At 68.9% G+C, this 24148-nt stretch carries 22 protein-coding genes; 12 read left to right on the top strand and 10 right to left on the bottom strand.

Going from position 1 to position 24148, the window contains the following annotated elements:
• Positions 1 to 44: 44 nt before the first annotated feature.
• Positions 45 to 2357, bottom strand: coding sequence for a DUF3604 domain-containing protein (locus ACVFYP_RS01280; RefSeq protein WP_499198307.1), 2313 nt, complete (start codon positions 2355 to 2357; stop codon positions 45 to 47).
• Between the two features lie 121 nt (positions 2358 to 2478).
• Between ACVFYP_RS01280 and ACVFYP_RS01275 the strand changes: the two genes are divergently transcribed.
• Positions 2479 to 3255 carry a GntR family transcriptional regulator gene (locus tag ACVFYP_RS01275; RefSeq protein WP_499198306.1) on the top strand — a complete coding sequence of 259 codons (777 nt, stop codon included), beginning with the start codon at positions 2479 to 2481 and terminating at the stop codon, positions 3253 to 3255.
• Between the two features lie 16 nt (positions 3256 to 3271).
• Here ACVFYP_RS01275 and ACVFYP_RS01270 read toward each other — a convergent pair whose 3' ends face one another.
• The 6 genes from ACVFYP_RS01270 to ACVFYP_RS01245 all read right to left on the bottom strand — a co-directional run bounded on the left by ACVFYP_RS01270 (position 3272) and on the right by ACVFYP_RS01245 (position 8091).
• Positions 3272 to 4132, bottom strand: coding sequence for a SirB1 family protein (locus ACVFYP_RS01270; RefSeq protein ID WP_499198305.1), 861 nt, complete (start codon positions 4130 to 4132; stop codon positions 3272 to 3274).
• A 3-nt stretch (positions 4133 to 4135) separates the two neighbouring features.
• On the bottom strand, positions 4136 to 4516 hold the full coding sequence (locus ACVFYP_RS01265; protein WP_499198304.1) for a histidine triad nucleotide-binding protein: 381 nt from the start codon (positions 4514 to 4516) through the stop codon (positions 4136 to 4138).
• Between the two features lie 71 nt (positions 4517 to 4587).
• Entirely contained in the window at positions 4588 to 5931 is a 1344-nt protein-coding gene (locus tag ACVFYP_RS01260; RefSeq protein WP_499198303.1) for a tetratricopeptide repeat protein, read from the bottom strand.
• A gap of 12 nt (positions 5932 to 5943) precedes the next feature.
• Positions 5944 to 6618 carry an SDR family NAD(P)-dependent oxidoreductase gene (locus ACVFYP_RS01255; protein ID WP_499198302.1) on the bottom strand — a complete coding sequence of 225 codons (675 nt, stop codon included), beginning with the start codon at positions 6616 to 6618 and terminating at the stop codon, positions 5944 to 5946.
• Between the two features lie 10 nt (positions 6619 to 6628).
• Entirely contained in the window at positions 6629 to 6991 is a 363-nt protein-coding gene (locus tag ACVFYP_RS01250; RefSeq protein WP_499198301.1) for a YnfA family protein, read from the bottom strand.
• Positions 6952 to 8091, bottom strand: a complete 1140-nt coding sequence (locus ACVFYP_RS01245) for a M20 family metallopeptidase (protein ID WP_499198300.1) — start codon at positions 8089 to 8091, stop codon at positions 6952 to 6954. Before ACVFYP_RS01245 ends, ACVFYP_RS01250 begins: the two co-directional genes overlap by 40 nt.
• A 113-nt stretch (positions 8092 to 8204) precedes the next feature.
• Here ACVFYP_RS01245 and ACVFYP_RS01240 point away from each other — a divergent pair, with 113 nt between their 5' ends.
• A complete protein-coding gene (locus tag ACVFYP_RS01240; RefSeq protein WP_499198299.1) occupies positions 8205 to 8798 on the top strand; it encodes an LOG family protein in 594 nt (197 codons plus the stop codon).
• On the top strand, positions 8795 to 9727 hold the full coding sequence (locus ACVFYP_RS01235; protein ID WP_499198298.1) for a bifunctional riboflavin kinase/FAD synthetase: 933 nt from the start codon (positions 8795 to 8797) through the stop codon (positions 9725 to 9727). The genes ACVFYP_RS01240 and ACVFYP_RS01235 overlap by 4 nt, the downstream gene beginning before the upstream one ends.
• A gap of 33 nt (positions 9728 to 9760) precedes the next feature.
• On the opposite strand, the gene ACVFYP_RS01230 is transcribed toward ACVFYP_RS01235, so the two are convergent.
• On the bottom strand, positions 9761 to 11479 hold the full coding sequence (locus ACVFYP_RS01230; RefSeq protein ID WP_499198297.1) for an N-acyl-D-amino-acid deacylase family protein: 1719 nt from the start codon (positions 11477 to 11479) through the stop codon (positions 9761 to 9763).
• Positions 11480 to 11587: 108 nt separating this feature from the next.
• Here ACVFYP_RS01230 and ACVFYP_RS01225 point away from each other — a divergent pair, with 108 nt between their 5' ends.
• The 9 genes from ACVFYP_RS01225 to ACVFYP_RS01185 all read left to right on the top strand — a co-directional run bounded on the left by ACVFYP_RS01225 (position 11588) and on the right by ACVFYP_RS01185 (position 21765).
• Positions 11588 to 13171: an ABC transporter substrate-binding protein gene (locus ACVFYP_RS01225; protein WP_499198296.1), complete on the top strand. Its 1584-nt coding sequence runs from the start codon at positions 11588 to 11590 to the stop codon at positions 13169 to 13171.
• Positions 13171 to 14181 (top strand): ABC transporter permease, encoded by a 1011-nt coding sequence (locus ACVFYP_RS01220; RefSeq protein ID WP_499198295.1) that lies wholly within the window; start codon positions 13171 to 13173, stop codon positions 14179 to 14181. Before ACVFYP_RS01225 ends, ACVFYP_RS01220 begins: the two co-directional genes overlap by 1 nt.
• The gene (locus ACVFYP_RS01215) at positions 14178 to 15053 is read left to right on the top strand and encodes an ABC transporter permease (RefSeq protein WP_499198294.1); all 876 of its coding nucleotides are present in this window, start codon (positions 14178 to 14180) and stop codon (positions 15051 to 15053) included. The genes ACVFYP_RS01220 and ACVFYP_RS01215 overlap by 4 nt, the downstream gene beginning before the upstream one ends.
• A 127-nt stretch (positions 15054 to 15180) precedes the next feature.
• On the top strand, positions 15181 to 16152 hold the full coding sequence (locus tag ACVFYP_RS01210; protein WP_499198293.1) for an ABC transporter ATP-binding protein: 972 nt from the start codon (positions 15181 to 15183) through the stop codon (positions 16150 to 16152).
• Positions 16149 to 17138, top strand: coding sequence for an ABC transporter ATP-binding protein (locus ACVFYP_RS01205; RefSeq protein ID WP_499198292.1), 990 nt, complete (start codon positions 16149 to 16151; stop codon positions 17136 to 17138). The genes ACVFYP_RS01210 and ACVFYP_RS01205 overlap by 4 nt, the downstream gene beginning before the upstream one ends.
• Positions 17131 to 17856: a class II aldolase/adducin family protein gene (locus tag ACVFYP_RS01200; protein WP_499198291.1), complete on the top strand. Its 726-nt coding sequence runs from the start codon at positions 17131 to 17133 to the stop codon at positions 17854 to 17856. The genes ACVFYP_RS01205 and ACVFYP_RS01200 overlap by 8 nt, the downstream gene beginning before the upstream one ends.
• A gap of 90 nt (positions 17857 to 17946) precedes the next feature.
• A complete protein-coding gene (locus ACVFYP_RS01195) occupies positions 17947 to 18978 on the top strand; it encodes a putative 2-aminoethylphosphonate ABC transporter substrate-binding protein (protein WP_499198290.1) in 1032 nt (343 codons plus the stop codon).
• On the top strand, positions 18978 to 20084 hold the full coding sequence (locus ACVFYP_RS01190; RefSeq protein WP_499198289.1) for an ATP-binding cassette domain-containing protein: 1107 nt from the start codon (positions 18978 to 18980) through the stop codon (positions 20082 to 20084). The genes ACVFYP_RS01195 and ACVFYP_RS01190 overlap by 1 nt, the downstream gene beginning before the upstream one ends.
• Positions 20077 to 21765 carry a putative 2-aminoethylphosphonate ABC transporter permease subunit gene (locus tag ACVFYP_RS01185; protein WP_499198288.1) on the top strand — a complete coding sequence of 563 codons (1689 nt, stop codon included), beginning with the start codon at positions 20077 to 20079 and terminating at the stop codon, positions 21763 to 21765. Before ACVFYP_RS01190 ends, ACVFYP_RS01185 begins: the two co-directional genes overlap by 8 nt.
• A gap of 3 nt (positions 21766 to 21768) precedes the next feature.
• Here the strand turns inward: ACVFYP_RS01185 and ACVFYP_RS01180 are convergent, their stop codons facing one another.
• Both ACVFYP_RS01180 and ACVFYP_RS01175 read right to left on the bottom strand, forming a co-directional pair.
• Positions 21769 to 22773 carry an aldo/keto reductase gene (locus ACVFYP_RS01180; protein WP_499198287.1) on the bottom strand — a complete coding sequence of 335 codons (1005 nt, stop codon included), beginning with the start codon at positions 22771 to 22773 and terminating at the stop codon, positions 21769 to 21771.
• Between the two features lie 73 nt (positions 22774 to 22846).
• Positions 22847 to 24148 carry an NtaA/DmoA family FMN-dependent monooxygenase gene (locus ACVFYP_RS01175; protein WP_499198286.1) on the bottom strand — a complete coding sequence of 434 codons (1302 nt, stop codon included), beginning with the start codon at positions 24146 to 24148 and terminating at the stop codon, positions 22847 to 22849.

Genomic DNA, 24148 nt, shown 5'->3' with positions numbered 1-24148 from the left:
CCTTGCCGCGCGGCGTGGTCCGGGCCGCGCGGCCGTATTCCAGGTTACCCCTGGCGGATCAGGTAGATCGGGCTCGACCAGACCACCGCGCCGCCTTCCAGCGTGGCGCGCAGGAAGACCGCATTGTCACCCTCGGCCCGCAGCGGCACCTCGCGCGTGAAGCGGAAGGCGCGATGCGGATTCGCTTCGGGCAGGCGGAAGACGCGGATGCGGCGGCCCAGACCGCCGGCCTCGAAGACGCGATCCTCGAAGCCGATATCGTCGATCGGCAACTCCGCCTTCACCAGCCCGGTGTCGATTTTCAGGACGCCGCCCTTCGCCTCGTCCAGCATCGCGTCGAAGCCGCCGAAGCCGCCGGTCGTCACCGCCTGGAAGCGCGCGGATGACGCATCCACCGCGAAAGGCTTATCGACGTTGAAGCGGTTGATCGGCGTCACCCCCGACCAGCCATTTCCTTCCAGCGCGACGCTACCGTTCCACAGCGTCTCCCGCCCGCGGCCGCGATATTCGGAGCCTTCCCAGACCACGCGGATGCGGCGGCCAAGCTCCGCCGCCGTGAAGGGCCGGATCACCTCCAGCCTCTCGGTGCGGTTGTGCAGCTCGATGCGCTCGATCGGGGAGGCGGCGACAAGCTCGGCCTCGAAACGGCAGGTGGCATCGCGGACGCCGGTCAGGATGTCACCCATCCCGGCCTCCGCCGTGCGATCGACCGGCGCGCCGCCCAAGGCGGGGTCGTCGATGTGCCGGTCGGCGGCGTGTTGGAGCACCGCCTTCACATCCAGCAGCACGCGGGTGGCCGAGGTCGTCGCATAGTGCCGCCGGCGGCGCAGCGCCTCGAACAAGGCCGGGCGCGACAGATCCTCCGCCAGAAGGCAGGTCAGCCCGCCATAGGAGCCGAATTGGGAGGCGCCGGGATGCGACGCGCCCTGGCGCCCCTTATGCCCATCCGACCCGGCGACAATGCCGACGCGGCCGCCCGCGGCGAAGGCATCCTGCAGCAGCCAATCGAAGGTGCCCCAGTCGCTATGCACCTCCACCGCGCGTTCCAGCATCTTGTCATGCGCATAGCCGAGATTGGCGTAGCGCCCGCCGACATGCGGGATGCACAGCGCCGGGCGGCCATCCGCGCGCATCGCCGCATGCAGCGCGCGCGCGTCATGGGCATCGGTCCCGGGGTCCGACAGGTCTTCGACCAAGGCGCGGCAGGACCGGCGGATGGGGCGGCCTTCCTCCGGCAGCAGCACATTGCGGTCACCGCCGATCGCCGTATTGCCGGACCATTCATAGCCGGGGAAGAAGACGAAGCGGCCGTCCTCGTTGAACTCCGCGGTGGCGCGGTTGAGGTCTTCCCAGAAGGCGTCGGAGATCTGGAAGTCGTTGCCCTGGTGGCACATGGCATCGACGAAGGCGAGGTCGCGCGCATAGGACGCCAATTGCCGCGCCGTGCCGGTGCCCACCGTCTCCCCCGACTGGCCATGCAGATCGGCCCAGAAGGGCAGCAGCGCCGCCTCCGCTACCCGCATCGGGTTGCTGCGCGCGATCAGGCTGCCGGCCTCGTCCAGCCAGTCGATGGTGAGGTCGCCGGCCTCGGCGCGCAGACCCTCGATGCGATGCGCGCGGGCGCCCTGCGGCCAAGTGAAGTTCTCGGGCAGCCCCGCGACGGGCGCGCTGGCGCGAAGCCGAAAGATGCCGCCGAGGCGATCGGTCGGATTGCCCCAGATATCGTCGGCGCGCAGCGACAGGGCGAAGTCCTGGCCGGGGCGGCGCTGCGTCGGCAGCACGGCGAGGTAGGAGGCCGCATCACCGGGAATGACGCGCAGCGTCGGCTGGGCGTCGAGCAGCGCCCAGTTGGTGGTGGCGAAAACATCGGCGAGGACGAGGAAGTGGAAAGCCTCCTCGCAATAGGTCTGCATCCGCATGCCAGGCGAGCCGAAGCGGCGGTCGCCGAGTCGCACGGTGATGGTCTCGCCGGGGGCCAGGAAGCCGCGATTGACATTGACCGTCAGGGTGCGGCTCCAGGGCCGCATGGCGAGCTTGGGGTTGAAGTCGAGGCTGAGCTTCGCGCCGTTGCTGGCTTCCGCCGTGACGTAGTTCGGCGCCTTGAGGTCGGTGAATTGCGGCCGCGCCAGATCGCTGACCTGGCGGGTGCAGATGCGGATGGACCCGGTATCGTCCACGCCGAAACGCCCGGCGGTGAAGACGATGGTGAATTCGGCGTAGCTGCCTGCCACCACCGGATCGGTTGGAGTCATCGTGACCGTGCCGATCTCCGGCACCAGATAGTCCGTATGATGGGCCGTATGGCCCTTTCCGTAACCGGGAATGGTGAAGTGGCGTGGTTCAGCGCGCGTCGACATCCTGCCCCCAGGCATGTTTACTCATATAGAAGACCAGCACACTTGTTAGAGGCTGTGAAGCGCCCTTAATGCAGGTCGTGGCGGTCAGGCGGGAGGCCGGGAAAAGGATGGGACGGGCAGGATGAGGGCTTCTCCACAGGGGGCATTCGCCCTGCGGGAGGGTTTGGCCGGGGCCGATCCGGGCCTGCTCTACCGGCAGATCGCCGCCTCGATCCGCAGCGAGATCGGCACGGCCCAGCTTCCACCCGGCGCCCGGCTGCCCTCCATCATGGCCATGGCGGAATCATTCGGCGTGGCCCCGGCGACGGTGCGCCAGGCATTGGTGCTGCTGGCGGAGGAGGGGATGATCCGCACCCGCCATGGCAGCGGCAGCTACGTCACCGAGGCGCCGCCGCGCCGCCCGACGCTGGTGCTGGAACTCGGCTGGCCCGCGCTGGCCGAGCAGGTGCGTGGGAACAAGGCGCAGATCCTGGAGGCGGACGACTCCGCCCCGCCGCTGGAGGCCGCCGATGGCAGGCTGGCGCCAGCCTACCGCCGGATGAAGCGCGTTCACAGCCTTGCGACCGGCGCGCCCTACGCCCTGGCCGAGCTGTTCGTGGCGCGGAGCTATTTCGACCAGCGGCCGGCACAGTTCGAGACCGGGATGGCATTGCCGCTGCTGGCCGAGCTCGGTGGCGGGGAGCTGACGACGATGCGGCAGGTCTTCCGGCTGGGGGCGGCTGATGCGCTGACGGCGCGGCAGCTGGGCGTGCCGCTGGGTGGTCCCGTGGGCTGGCTGAAGCGCGCGCTGAGCGACCGTGACGGCGTCGTGGCCTATTGGTCGCTTGGGTACTTCCACCCTGAATTCGTCTCCTTCGAGGCGACGTTCAGGACCGATGCCACTGGCCCCGGCGCCTAGCGCGCGGGGCCGTCCCTCAATTCAGCCGCTGCCGCAGCTCCTCCAGCAGTCCGCGCACCCGCATGGCCTGGATGCCTTCCGGCGCCAGGCGGAGAAAATTCTCCAGCGCGGCGATGGCGGCGCCGATGCGGTCCAGGCGCTGATGCATCAGCCCGGCCTCGCGCCAGAGCGGCGCGGCGTCCGGGGCCAGGCGCAGCATGTCCTCGGCGCAGGCAACGGCGCCTTCCAGGTCGCCATCGCGCAGGCGACGCACCTTGATGTTGTTCTGTAGCCGCAGCAGCACCGCGCGCTTGTCCATCGGCGCCAGTGTGGAAGGCCCCAGCTCCGCCTGATCGCCGGCGAAGCGCTTCAGCAGCGCGCGCAAGGCGCGGGCATCCATGGCCTCGCCACCCGCGAAGACATCCACCACCACCTTGCCGCGCCCGGCCAGGGCCAGCAGGAAATGGCCGGGAAAGTCGACGCCATGCGCCTCCCACCCCGCCGCCTCCGCAGCGTGCAACCAGAGGATGCCGAGCATCACGGGCAGGCCGCGGCGGCGTTCGATGACGCGCAACAGATTGGCATTGGCCAAGTCGTCATAGGTTTCGCCATCGCCGCCATAGCCGAACTGGCCATGGATCACCTGTGCCAATACGGCGCGGCGGCGGACGGCGTCGCCGGCATCAGCCTCCGGATCCGCGGCGGCGGCACGCACCGCTTCCCGCGCCAGGGCGGTCAGGTGCTGGGCGCCGGCGCGCCAATCCAGCTCCGGCGCGTCGATGCGGGCCAATTGCAGGGCGGCGCTGGCGATGTCGATCTCGGCATCCGGCAGGCTGCCGATGGCAGACAGCGCGGCGCGCGCCTCCGCGACGCCCGGCGAGGGATCGGTTCCGCTCACGGCTCAGCCCGCCGCGACCATCCGACCCAGCCGGCGGCCGCCAAAGATATGCACATGGAAATGCGGCACCTCCTGCCCGGCATCCTCGCCCATATTGGCCAGGATGCGGTAGCCGCTGGCTTCCAGCCCCAAGGCCTTCGCCACCTGTCCAACAGCGCGCCAGAAGCCGGCGAGTTCGGCCTCGCTGGCATTGGCGGAGAAATCCGCCTGGCTGACATAGGCGCCCTTGGGGATCACCAGCACATGCAGCGGCGCCTGGGGATTGATGTCGTGGAAGGACAGCGCATGCGCGTCGTCATGCACGACCTTGGCCGGAATCTCGCCCCGCAGGATGCGGGCGAAGATGTTCTGGGGGTCGTAGGGCGGCAGGCCGGTCACATGCATGGCGGTCACACTCCCGGGGCAAAGGTCTCCCCTTGTTCTGGCGAGGCTGGCGCCCTGGCGCAAGGCGGCGGCTAATACCCCAAGGTCAGCGCCGCCTCCGCGAAGCCGATGCGGCGGGCCGGCGCCACCGGGGATTTGCCGGCGGCGCGTTCCAGCGCCAGCCGCGCATCGCCCTGGCGCCCCGCCTTCAGGGCCGAATCGACGAAGACCTGTTCCAGCACATCCTGCTGGGCATGGCTGCCGCCGAGACGGTACAGCCCGCCCAGGGCCGGGCGCAGCGCGGCGCAGGCCTCGTCATGGCGGCTCTCGGCATGGAAGGCGACAGCGCGGGTGGCGGGCAGCGCCGCCTCCCGCAGGATGCGGGCGTGGTGGGTATTGCCCCGCGCCGCCTCCTCCAGCGTCGTCAGCAGGCGGCCGGCGGCCTCCCACCGTCCCGTCGCGGTCAGGGCCATCATCCAATGCGGTTGGGTGAAGGCCGAAAGGGTGTCGCCGATGCGCGCCTCCGCCTTGTCCGCCAGCTCGCCCCAGCGATCGCCCACGGCGACGCCGCGCAGCCCCAGCCGGAACAGCATGGAGGCGGCGTTCTGCACGTCGATATACAGGTCCGGCTGCGCCAGATGGACCTTGGATTCACGGTTGCGGAAGCGCGTGTCGTAGAGGTGCAGCACACCCTCGAAATCGCGATGCTCCATCAGGAACATGGCCTGGTGCCACCAGAGATGGTGCATCAGGTTGTTGCCCCCCTCCCAATTCGGCTCCAGCGCGGCGATCCAGTCCAGCCCCTCGCTGCGGCGGCCCTGCATTTCCAGCACATGGGCGACGCCATGCGCGGCCCAGAGGTCGGCGGGGTCCAGCGCCACGGCCTGTCGGCCGGCATATTCGGCGATGGTGTAGCTGCCGGTTTCCTCATGGGCGAAGCAGCGGCAGGCGAGCACGCTGCCATAGCCGGCGATATCCTCCGCCCAGCTGGGCATCACCTGTTCCACAAGCCCGACCATCCGGTCCGGCGCGCCGATCCAGAAGGCGCAGAAATGGTGCAGGCGGAAGGCCAGCAGGTCGCGCGGGTGGTCCGCGGTGATCTGTTCCCAGATCGACAGCGCCTTTTCCGGCGTGCCGTCGATCCAGGCCGAAAGCGCCGCCATATGGGCCTTTTCGCGCGGATTGGCGGGCAGCGCCTGCGCCTTGGCCAGCGCCCCGGCGGCGCGGCCGAGCAGGCCGCGGTCATAGGCCAGCATGGCGAAGCAGCCGGCCATCACCTGGCCGAGCGGCGCGGTCGGGTCGGCCGTGAGGAAGGCCTTCAGCCGCAGCCCGGTGTCGAAGCGGTATTTCAGAAAGCCCTCGATCGCATGGTCGAAGGCGCGCGCTGCCTCCTCGGAGGCAACGGTCAGGGTGTTTCCCTGGGCATCTTGGTGCATTGGACGCTTCCCTCAGAAAGTCTCGACCCAGGGCCGCAGCTCGATCTCGGCCGACCAGGCATTTCGGGGCTGGCGGATGGCGGCCAGCGCGGCGGTGGCGATGGCGTCCGGGTCCAGCAGCGTGTCCTGGCCCGTCTCCGGGCGGCGCTCGCTGCGGATGCCGCCATCGACGACGATATGGACCACATGGACGCCCTGCGGATGCAGCTCCCGCGCCAAAGCCTGCCCGAGCCCTCGCAGCGCGAACTTGCCCATGGCGAAGGGGGCGGAGCGGCCGAAACCCTTCACCCCGGCGGAGGCGCCGGTCAGTAGGATGGTCCCCGCCTTGCGCGGCAGCATATGGGCGGCGGCCTGCTGGGCGACGAGGAAGGCGCCGAAGGCGCAGACTTCCAGCGTGCGGCGCACATCCTCCGGCGCCAGATCCACGGTTGGGCCGCGCACGCGGAAGGAGGCGTTGTAGAGCACCACCTCCGCCTCCGCCGCCTGCGGCGTGGCGAACAGGGCGGCGACCTGGGCGGGGTCGCTGGCATCGCAGCGATGCAGGCTGGCGCCGGTCTCGGCGGCCAAAGCGCCCAGCTTGCCGGTATCCCGGGCGGCGAGCGCCACGCTGTAGCCCTCGGCGGCCAGAAGCCGCGCGAAACTGGCCGAAAAGCCTGGCCCGGCGCCGACGATCAAGGCTTTTGGCATGGCGTTTCCCCTAACCCGCGCGTGGCGCGAACAGGATGATCGCCGCCCCGCCGAGGCATAGCAACAGGCCCATCAGGTCGTAGCGATCCGGCCTCGCCCCCTCCACCGCCCACATCCAGGCCAGCGAGGCGGCGATATAGACGCCGCCATAGGCGGCATAGGCGCGGCCGGCGAAGGGCGTGTCGATGCGGGTCAGCGCCCAGGCGAAGAAGGCCAGGCAGGCGAGGCCTGGCATAAGCCACCAGGCGCTCCGCCCCTCCCGCAGCACCACCCAGACGGCGAAGCAGCCGGCGATTTCCGCCACCGCCGCCAGGGCGTAGAAGGCGAGCGCGGTCAGTCGATGCCTTCCAGCAGCCCACACAGGGTGCTGCATCGCGCGGCGAGGTCGGTCCAGATGATGTGCTCATGCGGCGCATGGGCGCCGGCGCCGGTGCAGCCCAGCCCGTCCAGGGTCGGGATGCCGAGGGCGGCGGTGAAATTGCCGTCCGACCCGCCGCCACGATGCTGCTTCGGCAGGGTATAGCCCGCCGCCGCGGCCAGGGCCTTGGCCTGTTCGTAGAGCGCGACGATCTCGCCATTCTCGGCGAAGGGCGGGCGGTTCATGCCGCCGGTGATCTCGATGCGGATGCCGTCCTGCTCCCCGGCGAGGCCCAGAATCAGCGCCTCCATCCGCTCCCCTTCCGCGATGGTCGGCACGCGCAGGTCCACCTCCGCGCTGGCCTCGGGCGGGATGACATTGGGACGGGTGCCGCCGAGGAAGGGGGCGACATTGGTGGTGATGCCGGCCGCGAGGTCGGTCATCTCATGGATCTTCAGCACCAGGCGGGAGAGCGCGACGACGGCGCTGCGCCCCTCCGCCCAGTTGCCGCCGGCATGGGCGGAGACGCCATGGACCTTGATAACGAAACGCCCCACGCCCTTGCGCGCGGTGACGCAGGCGCCGCCGGCCCCGGCGGGTTCGGGGATCAGCACGGCGCGGGCGCCGCGGGCGGTCTGTTCGATGATGTCCCGGCTGGTCGGGCTGCCGACCTCCTCATCCGGGGTCAGCAGCAGCACGATCGGCCGCTTGGTCGGGATTTTCTGGCGCAGGATTTCCCGCACGCTGTGAAACGCCATGAAGGACCCGGCCTTCATGTCGTAGATGCCGGGGCCATAGGCCTTGTCGCCCTCGATCTTGAAGGGCATCGGCCCGGCCAGGCTGCCATGGTCCCAGACCGTGTCGAGATGGCCCGCCACCATCACCGGCGCCTGGTTGCTGCCGGCCTCGGCCGGGGTGCGGCAGATCAGCGTGTCACCGAAGCCGTCCCGGCCCGGGATGCGGGTGATCTCGCCGCCAACGGCGGAAAGCGCCGCCTCGCAGCGGTCGACCAGCTTGTTCACCGCCGCCGGGTCGGTCGTCGGCGTCTCCTGCTCCACCCAGAGCCGCAGCTCCTCCAGAAGCTGTTCCGAGGTGCCGATCGTGGTGGCAGGCATGCTGGCTTCCCTGAGCTGGACTGGAGGCCCGTTGTGGCAACTCGCCCGGGCCTTGTCGATCCGGCGAGGCAGGGCTAACGCAGCTGTTGCGCGGTGCAGCATGGAGGTAGGACGTGGCCGAAACCAAACGGGTTTGCGTGTTCTGCGGCTCCATGACCGGCGCCCGGCCCGAATATGCCGAAGCCGCGCGGGAGTTGGGGCGGGAAGTGGCGCGGCGCGGCATGGGCCTGGTCTATGGCGGCGGCGCCGTCGGGCTGATGGGCATTGCCGCGGATGCGGCGCTGAGCGCCGGGGCGGAGGTGATCGGCGTGATCCCGCACGGCCTGCTGAAGCGCGAGGTCGGCCATGGCGGCGGCGTGGAGATGCACATCGTCGACACGATGCATGAGCGAAAGGCCAAGATGGCGGCGCTGTCGGATGGCTTCATCGTGCTGCCCGGCGGCTATGGCACGCTGGAGGAGGCGGTGGAGGCACTGACCTGGGCGCAGCTCGGCATCCAGGCCAAGGGCGTGGTCTTCCTCGACGTCGCCGGCTTCTGGCAGCCCTTCCTGAAGACCCTGGACTTCATGCTGGAGCAGGGTTTCGTGCGGGAGACGCAGCGGCCGCTCGCCATGCGCGCCACCACGGTGGCGGAGGCGCTGGACAAGCTGGACGCCTTTGCCCTGCCCAGCGGCACCCTGCCCTGGCTGCGGCCCGACCAGACGTGACACCCACCATCATCCAGGACTGGCACGCGGTGCCGGCCGCACTTCGCGGCGCCACCCTGGCGCTGGGCAATTTCGACGGCGTGCATCTGGGCCATCTGGCGGTGCTGCGCGCCGCCCATGCGGCGCGGCCCGACCTGCCCTTGGCGGCCCTGACCTTCGAGCCGCATCCGCGCGAGCACTTTCGGCCCGAGGACCCACCCTTCCGCCTGACCCTGCTGCCGGCCAAGGCGCGGGCGCTGGCGGAACACGGCGTGGTCACGGTCTTCGCCCTGCCCTTCGATGCGCGGCTGGCCGCCATGCCTGCCGAGGCCTTCGTCGCGCAGGTGCTGCACGAGTCCCTCGGCGCCAGGCACCTGACCTGCGGCGCCGACTTCGCCTTCGGCCATCGCCGTGGCGGCGATGTGGCATTCCTGGCGCGCCAGGCGGAGGCGCGCGGCATCGGCCTGACCGTGGTGCCGCCGGTGGTGGATGAGGGCGGGCCGATCTCCTCCACCCGCATCCGCCGGGCCTTGCAGGACGGCTATCCCGACCGCGCCGCCGCCGAGCTGGGTCGGGCCTGGGAGGTGCGCGGGGTGGTGTTCCATGGCGACAAGCTGGGGCGCGAGCTCGGCTGGCCCACCGCCAATATCCTGCTCGGCCGGCATCTGGAACCGGCGCGCGGCGTCTATGCCGTGCGCGTGGCGCTGGCGGATGGGCGGGTGGTGGATGGCGTGGCCAATGTCGGCCGCCGGCCGACCCTCGGCGGCGACCCGGTGACCCGGCTGGAAAGCCATCTGTTCGATTTCAGCGGCGATCTCTACGACCAGGAGATCGGCGTGCGGCTGGTGCGCTTCCTGCGTGCGGACGCGGCCTTCTCGGGGCTGGACGCGCTGAAGGCCGCGATCGCGGCGGATGCGGCGGAAGCGCGGCGGGTGCTGGCCGAGGCGTAAGGCGGGAGGGTTCTGGGCCCTCCCGCACCCGTCTCAGCGCGTCGCGCGCACCAGTTGGCCGGGGCGCGCGCCGGTTTCCTGGCCACGCTCCATGATCGGCTGGCCGGAGACGATGGTCATATCGTAGCCCTCCACGCGCTGCACCAGGCGGCGGCCGCCGGCGGGCAGGTCGTAGATCATCTCCGGGTGGTGCAGGCGCAGCGCGTCGAAGTCGATGACGTTCACATCGGCCTTCTTGCCGACCTGCAAACGGCCGCGATCGGTCATACCGAAGAAATCCGCCGTCTCGCTGGTCTGCCGCTTCACGGCGAATTCCAGCGACACGCGATCGCCCCGCGCCCGGTCGCGCACCCAATGGGTCAGCATGAAGCTGGGCATGGAGGCATCGCAGATCACGCCGCAATGCGCGCCGCCATCGGACAGGCCGTTCACCGTATGCGGGTGCAGCATCATGTCATGCACGACCGACAGGTCGCCGCCGACATAGTTCACCACGGGGAAGTACAGCATCCGCCCGCCATCCTCGGCGGTCAGGTAGTCGTAGCAGAAGGCTGCGGGATCCTGCCCCGCCTGGGCAGCGAGCGCCGCAATCGACCGCTCCGGCGGCGGCTCGTAGTCAGGCGGGTCGCCCAGGGCGAACATATTGTCCCAGCGCGTCGCGATCTGCCGGGACAGCGGCGGCACCACATGCAGCAGCCGCTGCGAGGCTTCCTCCGCCAGAATCTTGGCGCGAATGGCCGGCTCCCGCAGTTTTGCCAGCTGTTCCTTCGGTGGCAGAGCGGCCAACTCATGAAAACCCTCGCGCAGGGCGAAGGGGTTCAGGGACGTCGTCAGGCCGAGGATCAGGCCGACCGGGCGGCAGGCCACCTGGGCGGAGAGCGGCAGGCCATCGGCGCGTGCGGCATCCACATTGCTCATCAGGCGGCGCCAGCGCTGCGGGTCGTAGTTGCGATCCGTCAGCAGGAACCACACTGGGCGGCCGGAGATGGTCGAAAGCTCCCGCATCCACCGGAAATCGGCCGCCTCATCCTCGAAGTCCGACAGCATGCCGAACGTGCCACGGCCGGCGCGGCCCATGGCGCGGCCGATGGCCAGCAGTTCCTTCTCCTCGGCATAGCGGCCGGGCACCAGGTCGCCGGTCGGCGTCTTGTGCTGGTCGGTGCGGGAGGTGGTGAAGCCGAAGGCGCCGGCGCGGAGCGCATGCTCCGTAAGCGTCGCCATCTCCTCCATGTCCTCGGCCGTCGCGGCCTGCCGGTTCAACCCGCGCTCGCCCATCACATAGACCCGCAACGGGTGGTGGGCGATCTGGGCGCCGATATCGATGGTGCGCGGCATGGAGCCGAGCACGTCGAGATATTCCGGGAAACTCTCCCAGTTCCACTTCAGCCCTTCGGTCAAGGTAATGCCGGGGATGTCCTCCACCCCCTCCATCAGGTCGATCAGCGCCTTGTGGTCGCGCTTGCGCACCGGGGCGAAGCCGACGCCGCAATTGCCGAACAGCACCGTCGTGGCGCCGTGCCAGACGCTGGGGGCGAGAACCGGGTCCCAGGTGGCCTGGCCGTCATAATGCGTGTGCACATCGACCCAGCCCGGCGTGACCAACCGGCCTTCCGCCGGCACGTCGCGCTTCGCCGGGCCGGCCTTGTCGCCCACCTGGGTGATGCGGTCGCCATCGATGGCGAGGTCCCCGGTGAAGGCGGGCTGTCCGGTACCGTCCACGATGGTGCCGCCGCGGATGACCAGGTCGTGCATGGGATGCCCTTCTGCTGATGCGCCCGTGGAAGGGCACTTGCATCCCAGGCTTGAAATCTTTGTCGGGAGCGGTGTCAATGCGGCCGGGGCGAATGAGGGACCAAATTGATGACGATCGAACGGCGCGACCTCCTGCTCGGCGCCGCGGCGCTGGCCGCGGGCAGCAGCCTCGGCGCCCCGGCGGTGCTGGCCCAGCGCGGCGGCCGCACCCTGCTGCTGGCCGCCCCCGGCGCGCCGGAGGGGTTCGAGGGCGATGCGCTGCGCCCCGGCACGCAGGAAGTCGTGGTGCAGGTCTATGAGGGTCTGACCCGCTACGGCCGCACCACCCGCGACGGCCGCCCCTACCTCAACCCCGACGTCATCGAGGGCCATCTGGCGGAAAGCTGGACCAGTTCAGAGGACGGCAAGAGCTGGGTGTTCAAGCTGCGCCAGGGCGTCAAAAGCGCCTATGGGAATGAGCTGACGGCGGCGGATGTGGAATGGAGCTGGGCCAAGTCCTTCGCCCAGCGCCGCACCGGCAATTTCATCGCCAGCGTCGCCAATGTCACCGCGGTGAAGGCGACCTCCCGCTATGAGGTGGAATTCATCCTCTCCGCCCCCAGCATGATCCTGCTCTCGGCGCTGACGCTCTACGTGCCGGGCATCTACGACTCGACCGAGGTGAAGAAGCACGCCACCGCCGAGGACCCCTGGGGCCTGAAGTGGATGGAGACCAACACAGCGGGCTTCGGCGCCTATCACCTGGAAAGCCTGCGCTCCGGCGAGCAGGCGGTCTTCGTGTCCAATCCGAACTATTTTCGCGAACAGCCGCATTTCAACCGGGTGATCTTCCGGGCCGTGCCGTCGGCCGCATCGCGCATCACGCTGCTGCGCAGCGGCCAGGTGCAGTGGATCCATCGCCCGCTGCTGCAACAGGTGGCGGAGCTGCGGGCGGATCGTCGCGTGAAGACGCAGGACAGCTTCGGCCGCACCATCTCCTCCATCCGCATGAACCTGCGATTCGCGCCCTTCGACAACAAGCTGGTGCGGCAGGCCTTCAACTACGCGGTGGACAAGCAGGCACTGATCCAGGGCGTGTATTTCGGTCTGGCCGAGCAGGCACGTTCCATCATCCCGCCCATTGTCGCCGGCTACGACCCCAGCGCCTTCAACTACGACTACAATCCGGAACGTGCGAAGGCGCTGCTGGCCCAGGCGAATTTCGACTTCAACCAGAATATCGAGATCTTCTACAGCCAGATCTTCAATTGGGAGGAGCCGCTGACCATCCAGGTCGCCTCCCAGCTTCAGTCGATCGGGGTGAAGGCGCGGGCGGTGCGGATCAGCGACAGCGACATGCGCGCACGTGGCGCGCCCTCGCGGCAGGACATGCCGATCTTCTCCTTCGAGGACGGGCCGATCGTGCTGGACCCGGTCTATACCACCTATCTCCTGGCGCATTCCCAGGGCGTGTCGAACCGCGCCCGCTTCGCCGATCCGCGCATGGATGCGCTGATCGACGAGGCACGGACGAGCCTGGACGTGCCGCGGCGGAATGATCTGATGCGCCAGGCGCAGGCGCTGTGGATGGAGGAGGCGCCCTGGATCGCCACGGTCTATCCCAGCGTGTGGGAGGCGATGGCGCCCAATATCTCCGGCTGGTGCCCGCATCCGGATGACCATGAGCGCTGGTACGATCTGAAGGTGGGTTGATGACCGGACTGCTCGCACGACGAATCATCCTCGTCGTGCCGTTGCTCGCGGTGATCCTGCTGTTCACCTTCCTGCTGGTGCGGATCAGCGGCGGCGACCCCGTGGGCCTGCTCGCCGGCCCCACCGCGACGACCGAGGAAATCGCGCTGGTCCGCGCTTCGCTGGCGCTCGACCAGCCGATCTGGGTGCAGTTCGGCGTCTATATGGGGAAGGTGCTGCAGGGCGATCTGGGCCAGAGCTGGCTTAGCAACCGGCCGGTATTGGCGGAGATCCTGGACCGCGCGCCGGCGACCATCGAGCTGATGTTCTGGGGCGTGCTGATCGGCGCCGGCCTCGGCATTCCCGCCGGGCTGCGCGCCGCCTTCCGCCCCGATGGCGGCTTCGACCAGATCACGCGCTTCCTGTCGCTGCTGGGCTTTTCGGTGCCGACCTACTGGCTCGGCCTGATCATGCTGTTCGTGTTCTTCTACCTGCTCGGCTGGGCGCCGCCGGGGATGGGGCGCATCGACCTTTTCTTGACGCCGCCGGACCGCATCACCGGCAGCTATCTGATCGACGGGCTGCTGGCCGCGGATTGGGAGGCGGCCGGGTCGGCCTTCAGCCAGCTGGTGCTACCGGTGCTCTGCGTGGCGATCATTTCCGCCGCGCCGATCATCAAGCAGACGCGGGCCATCGCGCTGGAAGTGCTGGCCTCCGACTACATCCGCTATGCCCGCGCGCAGGGGCTGCCGCATGGGCAGATCCGCGCCATGGCGCTGCGCAACAGCATGACGCCGGTGGTGACCTTCATCGGCACGGAGATCACCGGACTGGTGGGCACCACCTCCCTCATCGAATACGTCTTCGCCTGGGGCGGTCTTGGACAGTACGGGCTGTCCGCCATCATCGCCGGGGATTTCGCGGTGGTGCAGGGCTATGTGCTGATGCTGGCGCTGTTCTCCGTGCTGGTCTTCCTGGCCGTCGATGTCTTCGTGATGCTGACCGAACCGCGCGCGGGGGCGGCACCATGAGCACGACGGTGGCCCCGGCACCGCGCTGGGCGCTTCGCCTCGCCGGCATCACGCGGCGCAGCCCGACTCTGGCCATCGGCGCGGCGATCCTGATCGGCTTCGCGCTGATGGCGATCCTGGCGCCCTGGATCGCACCCTTCGATCCGGTGCAGGCAGATGCACGCAACGTGCTGGCGCCGCCGGGCGGGGCGCATCCCTTTGGCACCGATGGCAATGGGATGGATGTGCTATCCCGCGTCATCGCCGGCGCCAGCTGGGCCTTTGGCATCGCCATTCCGGCCGTGCTGGTGGGGCTGCTGGTAGGCGTGCCGCTCGGCCTCTACACCGGTTATCGCGGCGGCTGGCCGGACGAGATCATGATGCGCGGCTTCGACGCGCTGCGGGTGTTTCCTTCGATCATCCTTGCCTTGGCCGTGGTCGCCGCCGCGGGTCCCTCGCTGTTGAACGTGGTGCTGGTGATCGGTTTTCTGGACAGCCCGGTCTTTGCCCGGGTCGTGCGGGCGGAGGTGATCGCGCTGCGGGGTTCCACCTTCGTCGAATCCGCGGTCTCCGCCGGCAATCCGACCTGGCGCATCCTCTTCGTCCATATCCTGCCCAATGCCATCCAGGGCGCCATGGCGCAGACCGCGGTGCGCGCGGCCTGGGCCGTGCGCATCTCCGCCACGCTGGCCTTCCTCGGCGTCGGCATCCAACCGCCAACACCGGAATGGGGCGCGATGATCCGCCAGGGCGCCGAATACCTTGTCACCGGCCAATGGTGGGTCGGCATTTTTCCGGGCATCGCGCTCATCCTGATGGTGCTGGGGCTGAACATGCTGGGCGATGGGATGCAGGACATGCTCGACCCGCGCCGGAAGGCGGCCACACGGTGAAACTCATACGTTGGATGGATGGCCTGCGGCCGGCACGCTTCGCCGGCCGAGCGGCCGAATGGCCGCCGCGCCTTATGGCGCGTAGCCAAGCCCCCGGAGGGGGCGCCCGGCGCTTGAGGGCGTCGATATGACATTGCTTTCCGTCGAAGACCTGCACACCCACTTCATCTCGCGTGACCTGGACAACCAGATCCGCACGGCGCGAGCGCTGAACGGCGTGTCCTTCTCGCTCGACGCCGGGCGTATCCTGGGGCTGGTGGGGGAAACGGGCGCCGGCAAATCGCTGACCGCCACCTCCATCATGGGCCTGCTGCGCCCACCCGCCCGCGTGGTCGGCGGCCGCGCACTGTTCGAAGGGCGCGACCTGCTGGCGATGCCGGAGGGCGAGATCAACGCCCTGCGCGGCCGCGACATGGCGTTGGTGGTGCAAAGCCCGAAATCCTCGCTGGACCCGCTCAGCCGCATCGGCGACCAGCTGGTGCGCATCCATCGCGCGCATCGCAAGGCCAGCGAACGGCAGGCGCGGGAAAGGGCCGTTCAGATGCTGGCCTCGCTCGGCATCCCGGACCCGTCGCGGCGCATGCAGGCCTGGCCTCATGAATTGTCGGGCGGCATGGCACAGCGCGTGCTGATCGCCCTCGCTTTGATGAACGAGCCCCGCCTGCTGATCGCGGATGAGCCGACGACGGGGCTGGATGTGACGGTGCAGGCGCAGATCCTGGACCTGCTGCGCGACCTGGTGCGGCGCACAGGCATCGGCGCCATCATCATCACCCATGACCTGGGCGTGGTGGCGCATTACTGCGACGAGATGGCGGTGATGTATGCCGGCACCATCGTGGAAAGCGGCCCGGTGCGGCAGGTCTTTGCCAATCCCACCCACCCCTATACCGCCAACCTGATCGGCGCGACGCCGGAGCGATTGAAGCTGGGCGCCGCGCGCACCGTGGGCGGGCCGCCACCCAATCTGTTTCGCCTGCCGGAGGGTTGCGCCTATCGCGATCGCTGCCCGCAGGCCGGCGCCGATTGCGCCATTCCGCCGCCCGATGTGGCGCTGGGCGAGGGCCACGTCGCCCGATGCCATCGGGTGGCGACATGACGCCCGTCCTCGACGTCGAAGGGCTGGAAAAGCGCTTCCCGGCCCAGGGCGGCCGCACCGTCCATGCCGTGAATGGCGTGTCCTTCACCATCAATGCCGGCGAGACGCTCGGCGTGGTCGGCGAAAGCGGCTCCGGCAAATCCACTATCGGCCGCGCCGTCATCCGCCTGCTGAAGCCCGATGGCGGGCGCGTCCGCTTCCAGGGGCGGGACATCACCCGCCTGCCGGAATCCGCCTGCCGCCCGCTGCGGGCGGAGATGCAGATGGTGTTCCAGGACCCCTGGAGCGCCCTGAACCCGCGCATCCGCATCGGCGAGCTGATCGCCGAACCGCTGCTGCTGCACACGAAACTCTCGCGCAGCGAACGCCAGGACCGCGCGGAGCATCTGGCGCGCCGCGTGCGGCTGACCACCGAACTGCTGACGCGCTATCCCTCCGAACTCTCGGGCGGGCAGTTGCAGCGCGTCTGCATCGCACGCGCCATCGCCACCCAGCCGAAGCTGATCGTGCTGGACGAGCCGACCAGCTCCCTGGATCTGTCCGTGCGCGCCGGCATCCTGGAATTGCTGGCGGAGCTGAAGGCGGAAACCGGGGCGGCGATGATGTTCATCAGCCACGACCTGGGCACGGTGAAGCTGATTTCGGACCGCATCATGGTGCTGTATCTGGGCGGCGTGGTGGAATACGCGCCCGCCGCCCAGGTTTTCGCGGCCCCCGCGCATCCCTATTCGCAGGCGCTGATGTCCGCGCATCTGCCGGCGGACCCCACGGCGGTGCTGCGACGGCATGTGCTGGAAGGGGAGGTCCCCTCCCCCATCAACCTGCCCCCAGGCTGCCATTTTGCCAGCCGCTGCCCGGTGGCGGTGCCGAACTGCCGCATCCATGCGCCGGAACTGCGCGCGGTGCGGGGCGATGTGCGGCACCACGCCGCCTGCCTGCGCATCGCGGAGGGCGCGAACCGCATTCCGGAGTTGCAGCATGGATGAGCTGAAGCGCGAGTTGCTCGCCGCCTATCACATCCTCGATGTGCACGGGCAGAATGCCGGCATCGCCGGCCATCTGACGGCGCGGGCGCCGGGCGGGCAAAGCTTCTGGTGCCATGGCTATGGCCAGGGGTTCGAGGAGGTGCGCGCCGCCGATCTGCACCATGCCGATATGGCGCTGCGCGTTCTCTCCGGCCCCGGCCGCATCAACCCATCCCTGGTCATCCATACGGGGCTCTACGCCGCGCGGCCGGATGTGAACTGCGTGATCCACACCCACAGCCCCCATGCGGTGATGCTGACCGCCACCGGCGAGAACCTGCTGCCGCTGTTCCAGAGCGCGCTGATGTTCCAGGGCGACTGCACCCTGCATGCCGAATATGGCGGCATCGTCGATACCGAGGAGACCGGCGTGGAGATGGCCCAGGCCCTCGGCCCGCGCCGCGCCCTGCTGCTGGCCAATCACGGTGCGCTGCTGGTCGGCCGCAACGTCCGGGAGGCGGTCCATTGCGCCATCATGCTGGACGAGGCCTGCCGCATCCAGCTCGGCGCCATGGCCGCCGCCTGTGGCCGGCCGCTGCACCAGGTGGATGACGCGACGGCGGCGGAGGCCAAGCGCTTCCTGCTCTCCGACAAGGTGCTGGCGCTGCGCTGGGACCACTATCTGCGCCGCACCCTGACCGCCCGGCCCTGGCTGACGGAGGAACTGGCGAAGCTGTAGCGCTTGGCGCCGCAAGCGCCATGAAACCGTCACGTGACGGGCCGTTCCGGCTGCGCCATCAAGCCGCGCGGAACGCCCGGAGCTGCCACCATGTACCGCCGCACCCTGACCGCCACCGCCATCGCGCTGGCCTGCACCCTGCTGCCGCCCCAGGCCGAGGCACAGCAGCGCACCCGCCTGACCGTCTACACGGCGTTGGAGAATGAGCAGCTCGCCCCTTTCAAGCGGGCCGCCGAGGCCGCGGTGCCTTCCATCGAGATCGCCTGGGTGCGCGATTCCACCGGCATCATGACCGCCCGCCTGATCGCGGAGCGCGAGAATCCGCGGGCCGACATGGTCTGGGGCCTTTCCGTGTTCTCGCTGCTGCAGATGGAAGCGCAGAACATGCTGGAGCCCTACACCCCGCAGGGGGCCGAGGCGCTGCGCGCGAATTTCCGCTCCGACCGCAGCCCGATGACCTGGACCGGCATGGATGCCTTCGTCTCGGCCATCTGCTTCAACACGGTGGTGGCGCAGCAGCGCAACCTGCCGCGGCCGAGCACCTGGGCCGATCTGCTGAACCCGGCCTATCGCGGCCAGATCGTCATGCCGAACCCGGCCTCCTCCGGCACCGGTTTCCTCAGCGTGGCGGGCTGGCTCGGCGCCAAGGGCAATGACGCGGCCTGGACCTTCATGACCGGCCTGCATGACAACATCCAGGTCTATACCCATAGCGGCAGCGCCCCCTGCAACAACGCCGCCCGCGGCGAATATGGCCTCGGCATCTCCTTCGACATGCGCGCCGTGACCCTGCGCAACCAGGGCGCGCCGATCGAGATCATCGTGCCGACCGATGGCGTCGGCTTCGACCTGGAAGCCACCGCCATCATGCGCGGCAGCCGCAACCTGGAAGCGGCGAAGCGCCTCGCCGATTTCGCCGTCAGCCGCCCGGCGATGGAGCTCTATGGCCGCTACTACGCGCTGGTCGCCCTGCCCGGCGTGCAGCCCTCCGTGCAGAACTACCCGGCGGAGTTCGAGCAGCGCCTGGTCGAGCAGAATTTCCGCGACGTGGCGCTGCGCCGCGACGCGATCCTGCGCGAATGGGCCAGCCGCTTCGACAGCAAGTCGGCGCCGCGCAACTGATGAGCGCGCAATTGGCCGTGGCACCGACCGCGGCCAGCGCGGTTGCGGCGCCGCCCTATCTGGTGGTGGAACAGGTGTCGAAGCATTTCGGCACCACCATTGCCTTGGAACGCGCGAGCCTGACGGTGGCGGCGGGCGAATTCGTCTGCTTCCTCGGCCCGTCGGGCTGCGGCAAGACCACCCTGCTGCGCGCCATTGCGGGGCTGGACCCCGCGACCAGCGGCCGCATCATGCAAGATGGGCGGGACATCACCTTCCTGCCGCCGGCGGCGCGGGATTTCGGGATTGTCTTCCAGTCCTACGCGCTGTTTCCGAACCTCAGCGTGACCGACAATGTCGGCTACGGCCTGCGCGGCCGCGCCTGGCCCGCACCACGCCGCACCCAGCGCGTGGCAGAATTGCTGAGCCTCGTCGGCCTTTCGGAACATTCGAGAAAGTATCCGGCGCAGCTTTCGGGCGGACAGCAGCAGCGGGTCGCGCTAGCGCGCGCTTTGGCCGCGGAGCCCGGGCTGCTGCTGCTGGATGAGCCGCTTTCGGCGCTGGATGCCCAGGTGCGGCTGCATCTGCGCCAGGAACTGCGTGCCTTGCAGCGCCGCCTCGGCGTGACCACGGTGATGGTGACCCATGATCAGGAGGAGGCGATGGGCGTCTCCGACCGCATCGTTGTCATGTCCCGCGGCCATATCGAGCAGATCGGCACGCCGGAGACCATTTACCGCCACCCGGCGAGTGCCTTCGTCGCCGGTTTCGTCGGCCATGCCAGCCAGTTCGATGCGGTGGTGGATGCGCCGCCCGGCACATTGCTGGCCGATGGATTGCAACTGCCCTGCCTTGGCGCGCGGAAGATGCTGTATGGCGCGCCGGTGCGAGCCTTCATCCGGCCGGAGGATGTCGCCCTCGGCCCCACCGCCACGGCGCTGGAGGGCCACTTCGCTGCCCGTGTGCTGCACCAGGAATTTCTGGGGCCGATCTGCCGCGTGACATTGCAGGTCGGCCGGCTGCAACTGGAGGCGGATGTGAACCCCGCCATCGCGCCCGCCATCGGCGAGGTGCTGCTGGCCGCGCTGCCGGCGGAGCGGCTGATGGTGTTCCCGCGGGATGTCTGACGCGGCCCTGCCCTCCGGGGCCGCCGTGCCGCTGGAGGCCCGGCTGCTGCGCGGCGGGTTGCTGCTGGCTTTCACGGTCCTGCTGGCGGGGCTGGTTTTGCCGCTCGGCACGCTGCTGCTGCGCGCCTTCCAGGACCCGCAGGGCAGTTTCGTCGGCCTGCGGAACTTCGCCGAATACGCCACCACGCCGAGCCTGCGCCTGGCCGCCTGGAACAGCGTCTGGACCGCCGGGCTGACCACCGCGCTCGTGGTGCCGCTGGCCTTCGGCTTCGCCTATGCGCTGACCCGATCCTGCATCCCCGCCAAGGGCATCTTCCGCGCCGTGATGCTGCTGCCGGTGCTGGCCCCGTCCCTGCTGCCGGCACTGGCGCTGATCTATCTGTTCGGCAACCAGGGCATGCTGCGCGACCTGCTGTTCGGCCACAGCATCTATGGCCCGATCGGCATCATCGTGGCGCAGGTCTTCTACTGCTTCCCCCATGCGGCGCTGATCCTTGTGGTGGCGCTGTCCACCGCCGATGCGCGGCTGTATGAGGCGGCGACGGTGCTGCGCGCCGGCCATCTCCGCATATTCGGCACGGTGACGTTGCCGATGGCGCGCTACGGGCTGGTTTCCGCCAGCGTCGTGGTCTTCACGCTGGTGGTCACGGATTTCGGCATTCCGAAGGTGATCGGCGGGCAATTCCCGGTGCTGGCGACGGATGTCTACAAGCAGGTCGTCGGGCTGCAGAATTTCAACATGGGCGCCGTGGTGGGGCTGGTGCTGCTGTTGCCGGCCCTGCTCGCCTTCGCCGCGGATCGCTGGGCCAACCGGCAGCGCAGCGGCATGCTGTCAGGCCGCGCCGTGCCCTATGTGCCCGCCCCGCGCCGAGCCCGGGACCTGCCGCTGCTGGGGCTGTGCCTGCTGGTGGCGATGGCGCTGGTGGGGTTGGTGGCGGTGGCTGTCTGGGGGTCGCTGGTGACCTTCTGGCCCTACAATCTCAGCCTTACGCTCCAGAACTACGATTTCGACCGCTTCGACACCTCCGGCTGGACGGCGCTGTGGAATTCGGTGCGCATCGCCGCCACGGCGGCGATCATTGGCACCGCGCTGATCTTCACCACCGCCTGGCTGCTGGAACGTGGCGCGCCGGGCGGCGCCTTGGCCAGCGCGGTGCGCTTCATCGCGGGCGTGCCGCTGGCCGTTCCCGGGCTGGTGCTTGGCCTCGCCTTCATCCTGTTCTTCAACCACCCCGCCAATCCGCTCGGCTTCCTCTACGGCACGCTGGCGATCCTGGTGCTGAACGGCGTGGTGCATTTCTACACGGTGATGCATCTGACGGCGGTCACGGCGATCCGCCAGCTCGATCCGGAATTCGAATCGGTCGGCGCCTCACTCAAGGTGCCGGCGGTGGTGACCTTCGGGCGCGTGACGGTGCCGATCTGCCTGCCGGCGATCCTGGACATCGCCGTCTATGCCTTCGTCAACATCATGACCACCGTCTCCGCGGTGATCTTCCTCTACGGCCCGGATACCAAGCCCGCCTCCGTCGCCGTGGTGCATATGGATGAGGCGGGTCAGTCAAGCGCCGCGGCGGCGATGGCGGTGACTATCCTTGCCATCACCGCCTCCGTGAAACTCGCCCAGATCGCGACAACCGGCGCGGTGAACCGGCTGACGCAAGGCTGGCGGGCGCGGTAGTCCTCAGCGCGGGATGCGGCCTTCCAGCGGATAGGCCGGGTCGTTGTAGCCGGGCGTGGAGGGATGGCCGGTGGGCACCAGCCCATCGACCAGCGCCTCATCCTCCGCCGTGAAGCGGTATTCCAGCGCGCCGACATAATCCGCCCAATGCGCCTCCGTGCGCGGCCCGACGATGGCGCCGGTGACCAGCTTGTTGTTCAGCAGCCAGGCCAGCGCGAACTGCCCGGGCGAGATGCCACGTTCTGCCGCGCGCGCCGCCATCTCCGCCGCGATGCGCAGGCTTTCCGGACGCCATTCCGTCTCCATCATGCGCTTGTCCTGGCGCGCGGCGCGCGTACCCTCCGGTGGTGCGGCATCGGGCTTGTACTTACCGGTCAGCACGCCGCGCGCCAGCGGCGAATAGGGGAACACGCCGAGCCCGAGATGCGCGCAGGCCGGCAAATGCTCCACCTCCACCATCCGGTTCAAGGCGTTGTACAGCGGCTGGCTGACCACGGGGCGGTCTATGCCCGCCAGGTCGCACAGCCGGCAGATTTCCGCCACGCGCCAGGCGCGATGATTGGAGACACCGAAATAGCGGATCTTCCCGGCGCGGATCAGGTCGGCCATGGCATGCACAGCCTCCGCCAATGGCGTCGCGTGATCTTCCTTGTGCCAATAGAGAACATCGATGCAATCGGCGCCCAGCCGCTTCAGGGAGGCATCGACAGCCAGCATGATATGCAGCCTTGAAAGCCCGCCGCCATTCGGTCCCGGCATCACCGGATTGGCGAGCTTCGTCGCCAGCACCCACCAGGCGCGATCCGCGGCGATGGCGCGGCCCACCACCTCCTCCGACGCGCCGCCATTATAGCCATCCGCCGTATCGATGAAGTTGATGCCCTGGCCGCGCGCCGTATCGATGATGCGGCGGCTGGTCGGCTCATCCGTCGCGCCGCCGAACATCATGGCACCGAGACACAGCGGTGAGACCTTGAGGCCGCTGCGGCCCAGATTACGGTACTTCATCGGCTTTGTTCCTCCCATAGCACCGGCCGATTCAGACCTTCGGGCCATTAGGCCCTATGGCCATCGGACGGCCTCACCCCGGATTATGCAGATTCTCGCGCAATGTAGACCCGGCATAGGCGGTGCGAAACAGGCCCCGGCGTTGCAGTTCCGGCACCACCATGGTGCCGAACTCCTCGAAGCTCGTCGGCCAGGTCGTGGGCGGCAGGATGAAGCCGTCGCAGGCGCCGGACCTGAACCAATCCTCGATGATGTCGGCGATCATGGTCGGCGTGCCGGCCGTCAGGTCGCGGGGTCGGCGTACTGCTTCCGCGAAACTGATACCCTTGGCCTTCGCCACCTGCATCATGCGGTCGCGATGACCCTGCACGCCCTGATTTCCGCCTTGGCTCTCGATCGCCTCCGGCGTGTCCAGCAGGCTGAGATCGGCGGCCACGGCCCAGGAACTGGCGGCGAGCACCAATTCCGGATCGGCGAGCGAGGCGTAGAGCTCCGCCTTCTCCTTCGCGATCGATTCCGTTTCCCCAATCACCAGTTGCAGCGTGGGCAGCACGGCGCATTCATCAGGGTTGCGACCAATCGCCTCCATCCGGCCACGGATGTCGTTGCGGTAGGCGATGGCGGCGGATTTGGTCGCCGGCGAGCAGAAGATCATCTCCGCCCAGCGCGCGGCGAAGGTCCGGCCGCGCTCGGAGGACCCGGCCTGCATGATGACAGGCCGTCCCTGCGGGCTGCGCGGGATGGAAAGCGGGCCGCGGGACGATACGTGTTGGCCGACATAATTCGCGTAGCGGATCTTGCTCGCATCGGCGAAGACACCGCTGGCCTTGTCGAGCACCAAGGCATCCTCATCCCAGCCGTCCCATAGGGCGCAGCAGGCCTCCAGGACTTCGTCGGCGCGGTCGTAGCGCGTTTCCTTCGGCGGCAGGGATTCCGGGCCGCAATTCTGCGCTTCGAATTCCCGCGCCGTGGTCACCACGTTCCAGGCCACGCGGCCCTTGCTGAGCAGATCCAGCGAGCCCAGCGCACGCGCCAGGTTGTAGGGGTTGTGGAAGGTGGTCGACAGCGTGGCGCCCAGGCCGAGATGCTTCGTCACCCGAGCCATCAGCGGCAGCACCACCATCGGGTCCAGCATGCTGGTCTGCCCGCCGCGCCCCGCATAATCCGCAAAGTGGTTCTTATAGTTGTCCGGCAGACCCAGCCCATCGGCAAAGAAGCAGGCATCGAAACAGGCAGCTTCAAGCACGCGCGCGATATGCTCATAGCGCGACGGTTCGAACAGGTCGTGCAGCGTCGCCGTGGGGTGACGCCAGCTTCCAGGGTAGCTGGCACTCGGCCCGGTCTTCATATAGGCGACCAGGTGCATCTTCTTCAT

The sequence above is a fragment of the Roseomonas sp. F4 genome (assembly GCF_053891155.1).
Note: the sequence above shows the minus strand (reverse complement) of the source record. Positions and strands in the feature narration are given on the sequence as shown.

What these genes read in the sequence shown, in the direction of transcription:
- ACVFYP_RS01280 (WP_499198307.1), bottom strand. Translation starts at nt 2,357, where the DNA reads ATGTCGACGCGCGCTGAACCACGCCACTTCACCATTCCCGGTTACGGA.
- ACVFYP_RS01275 (WP_499198306.1), top strand. Translation starts at nt 2,479, where the DNA reads ATGAGGGCTTCTCCACAGGGGGCATTCGCCCTGCGGGAGGGTTTGGCC.
- ACVFYP_RS01265 (WP_499198304.1), bottom strand. Translation starts at nt 4,516, where the DNA reads ATGCATGTGACCGGCCTGCCGCCCTACGACCCCCAGAACATCTTCGCC.
- ACVFYP_RS01260 (WP_499198303.1), bottom strand. Translation starts at nt 5,931, where the DNA reads ATGCACCAAGATGCCCAGGGAAACACCCTGACCGTTGCCTCCGAGGAG.
- ACVFYP_RS01255 (WP_499198302.1), bottom strand. Translation starts at nt 6,618, where the DNA reads ATGCCAAAAGCCTTGATCGTCGGCGCCGGGCCAGGCTTTTCGGCCAGT.
- ACVFYP_RS01250 (WP_499198301.1), bottom strand. Translation starts at nt 6,991, where the DNA reads ATGCAGCACCCTGTGTGGGCTGCTGGAAGGCATCGACTGACCGCGCTC.
- ACVFYP_RS01245 (WP_499198300.1), bottom strand. Translation starts at nt 8,091, where the DNA reads ATGCCTGCCACCACGATCGGCACCTCGGAACAGCTTCTGGAGGAGCTG.
- ACVFYP_RS01230 (WP_499198297.1), bottom strand. Translation starts at nt 11,479, where the DNA reads ATGCACGACCTGGTCATCCGCGGCGGCACCATCGTGGACGGTACCGGA.
- ACVFYP_RS01225 (WP_499198296.1), top strand. Translation starts at nt 11,588, where the DNA reads ATGACGATCGAACGGCGCGACCTCCTGCTCGGCGCCGCGGCGCTGGCC.
- ACVFYP_RS01220 (WP_499198295.1), top strand. Translation starts at nt 13,171, where the DNA reads ATGACCGGACTGCTCGCACGACGAATCATCCTCGTCGTGCCGTTGCTC.
- ACVFYP_RS01215 (WP_499198294.1), top strand. Translation starts at nt 14,178, where the DNA reads ATGAGCACGACGGTGGCCCCGGCACCGCGCTGGGCGCTTCGCCTCGCC.
- ACVFYP_RS01210 (WP_499198293.1), top strand. Translation starts at nt 15,181, where the DNA reads ATGACATTGCTTTCCGTCGAAGACCTGCACACCCACTTCATCTCGCGT.
- ACVFYP_RS01205 (WP_499198292.1), top strand. Translation starts at nt 16,149, where the DNA reads ATGACGCCCGTCCTCGACGTCGAAGGGCTGGAAAAGCGCTTCCCGGCC.
- ACVFYP_RS01200 (WP_499198291.1), top strand. Translation starts at nt 17,131, where the DNA reads ATGGATGAGCTGAAGCGCGAGTTGCTCGCCGCCTATCACATCCTCGAT.
- ACVFYP_RS01195 (WP_499198290.1), top strand. Translation starts at nt 17,947, where the DNA reads ATGTACCGCCGCACCCTGACCGCCACCGCCATCGCGCTGGCCTGCACC.
- ACVFYP_RS01190 (WP_499198289.1), top strand. Translation starts at nt 18,978, where the DNA reads ATGAGCGCGCAATTGGCCGTGGCACCGACCGCGGCCAGCGCGGTTGCG.
- ACVFYP_RS01185 (WP_499198288.1), top strand. Translation starts at nt 20,077, where the DNA reads ATGTCTGACGCGGCCCTGCCCTCCGGGGCCGCCGTGCCGCTGGAGGCC.
- ACVFYP_RS01180 (WP_499198287.1), bottom strand. Translation starts at nt 22,773, where the DNA reads ATGAAGTACCGTAATCTGGGCCGCAGCGGCCTCAAGGTCTCACCGCTG.
- ACVFYP_RS01175 (WP_499198286.1), bottom strand. Translation starts at nt 24,148, where the DNA reads ATGAAGAAGATGCACCTGGTCGCCTATATGAAGACCGGGCCGAGTGCC.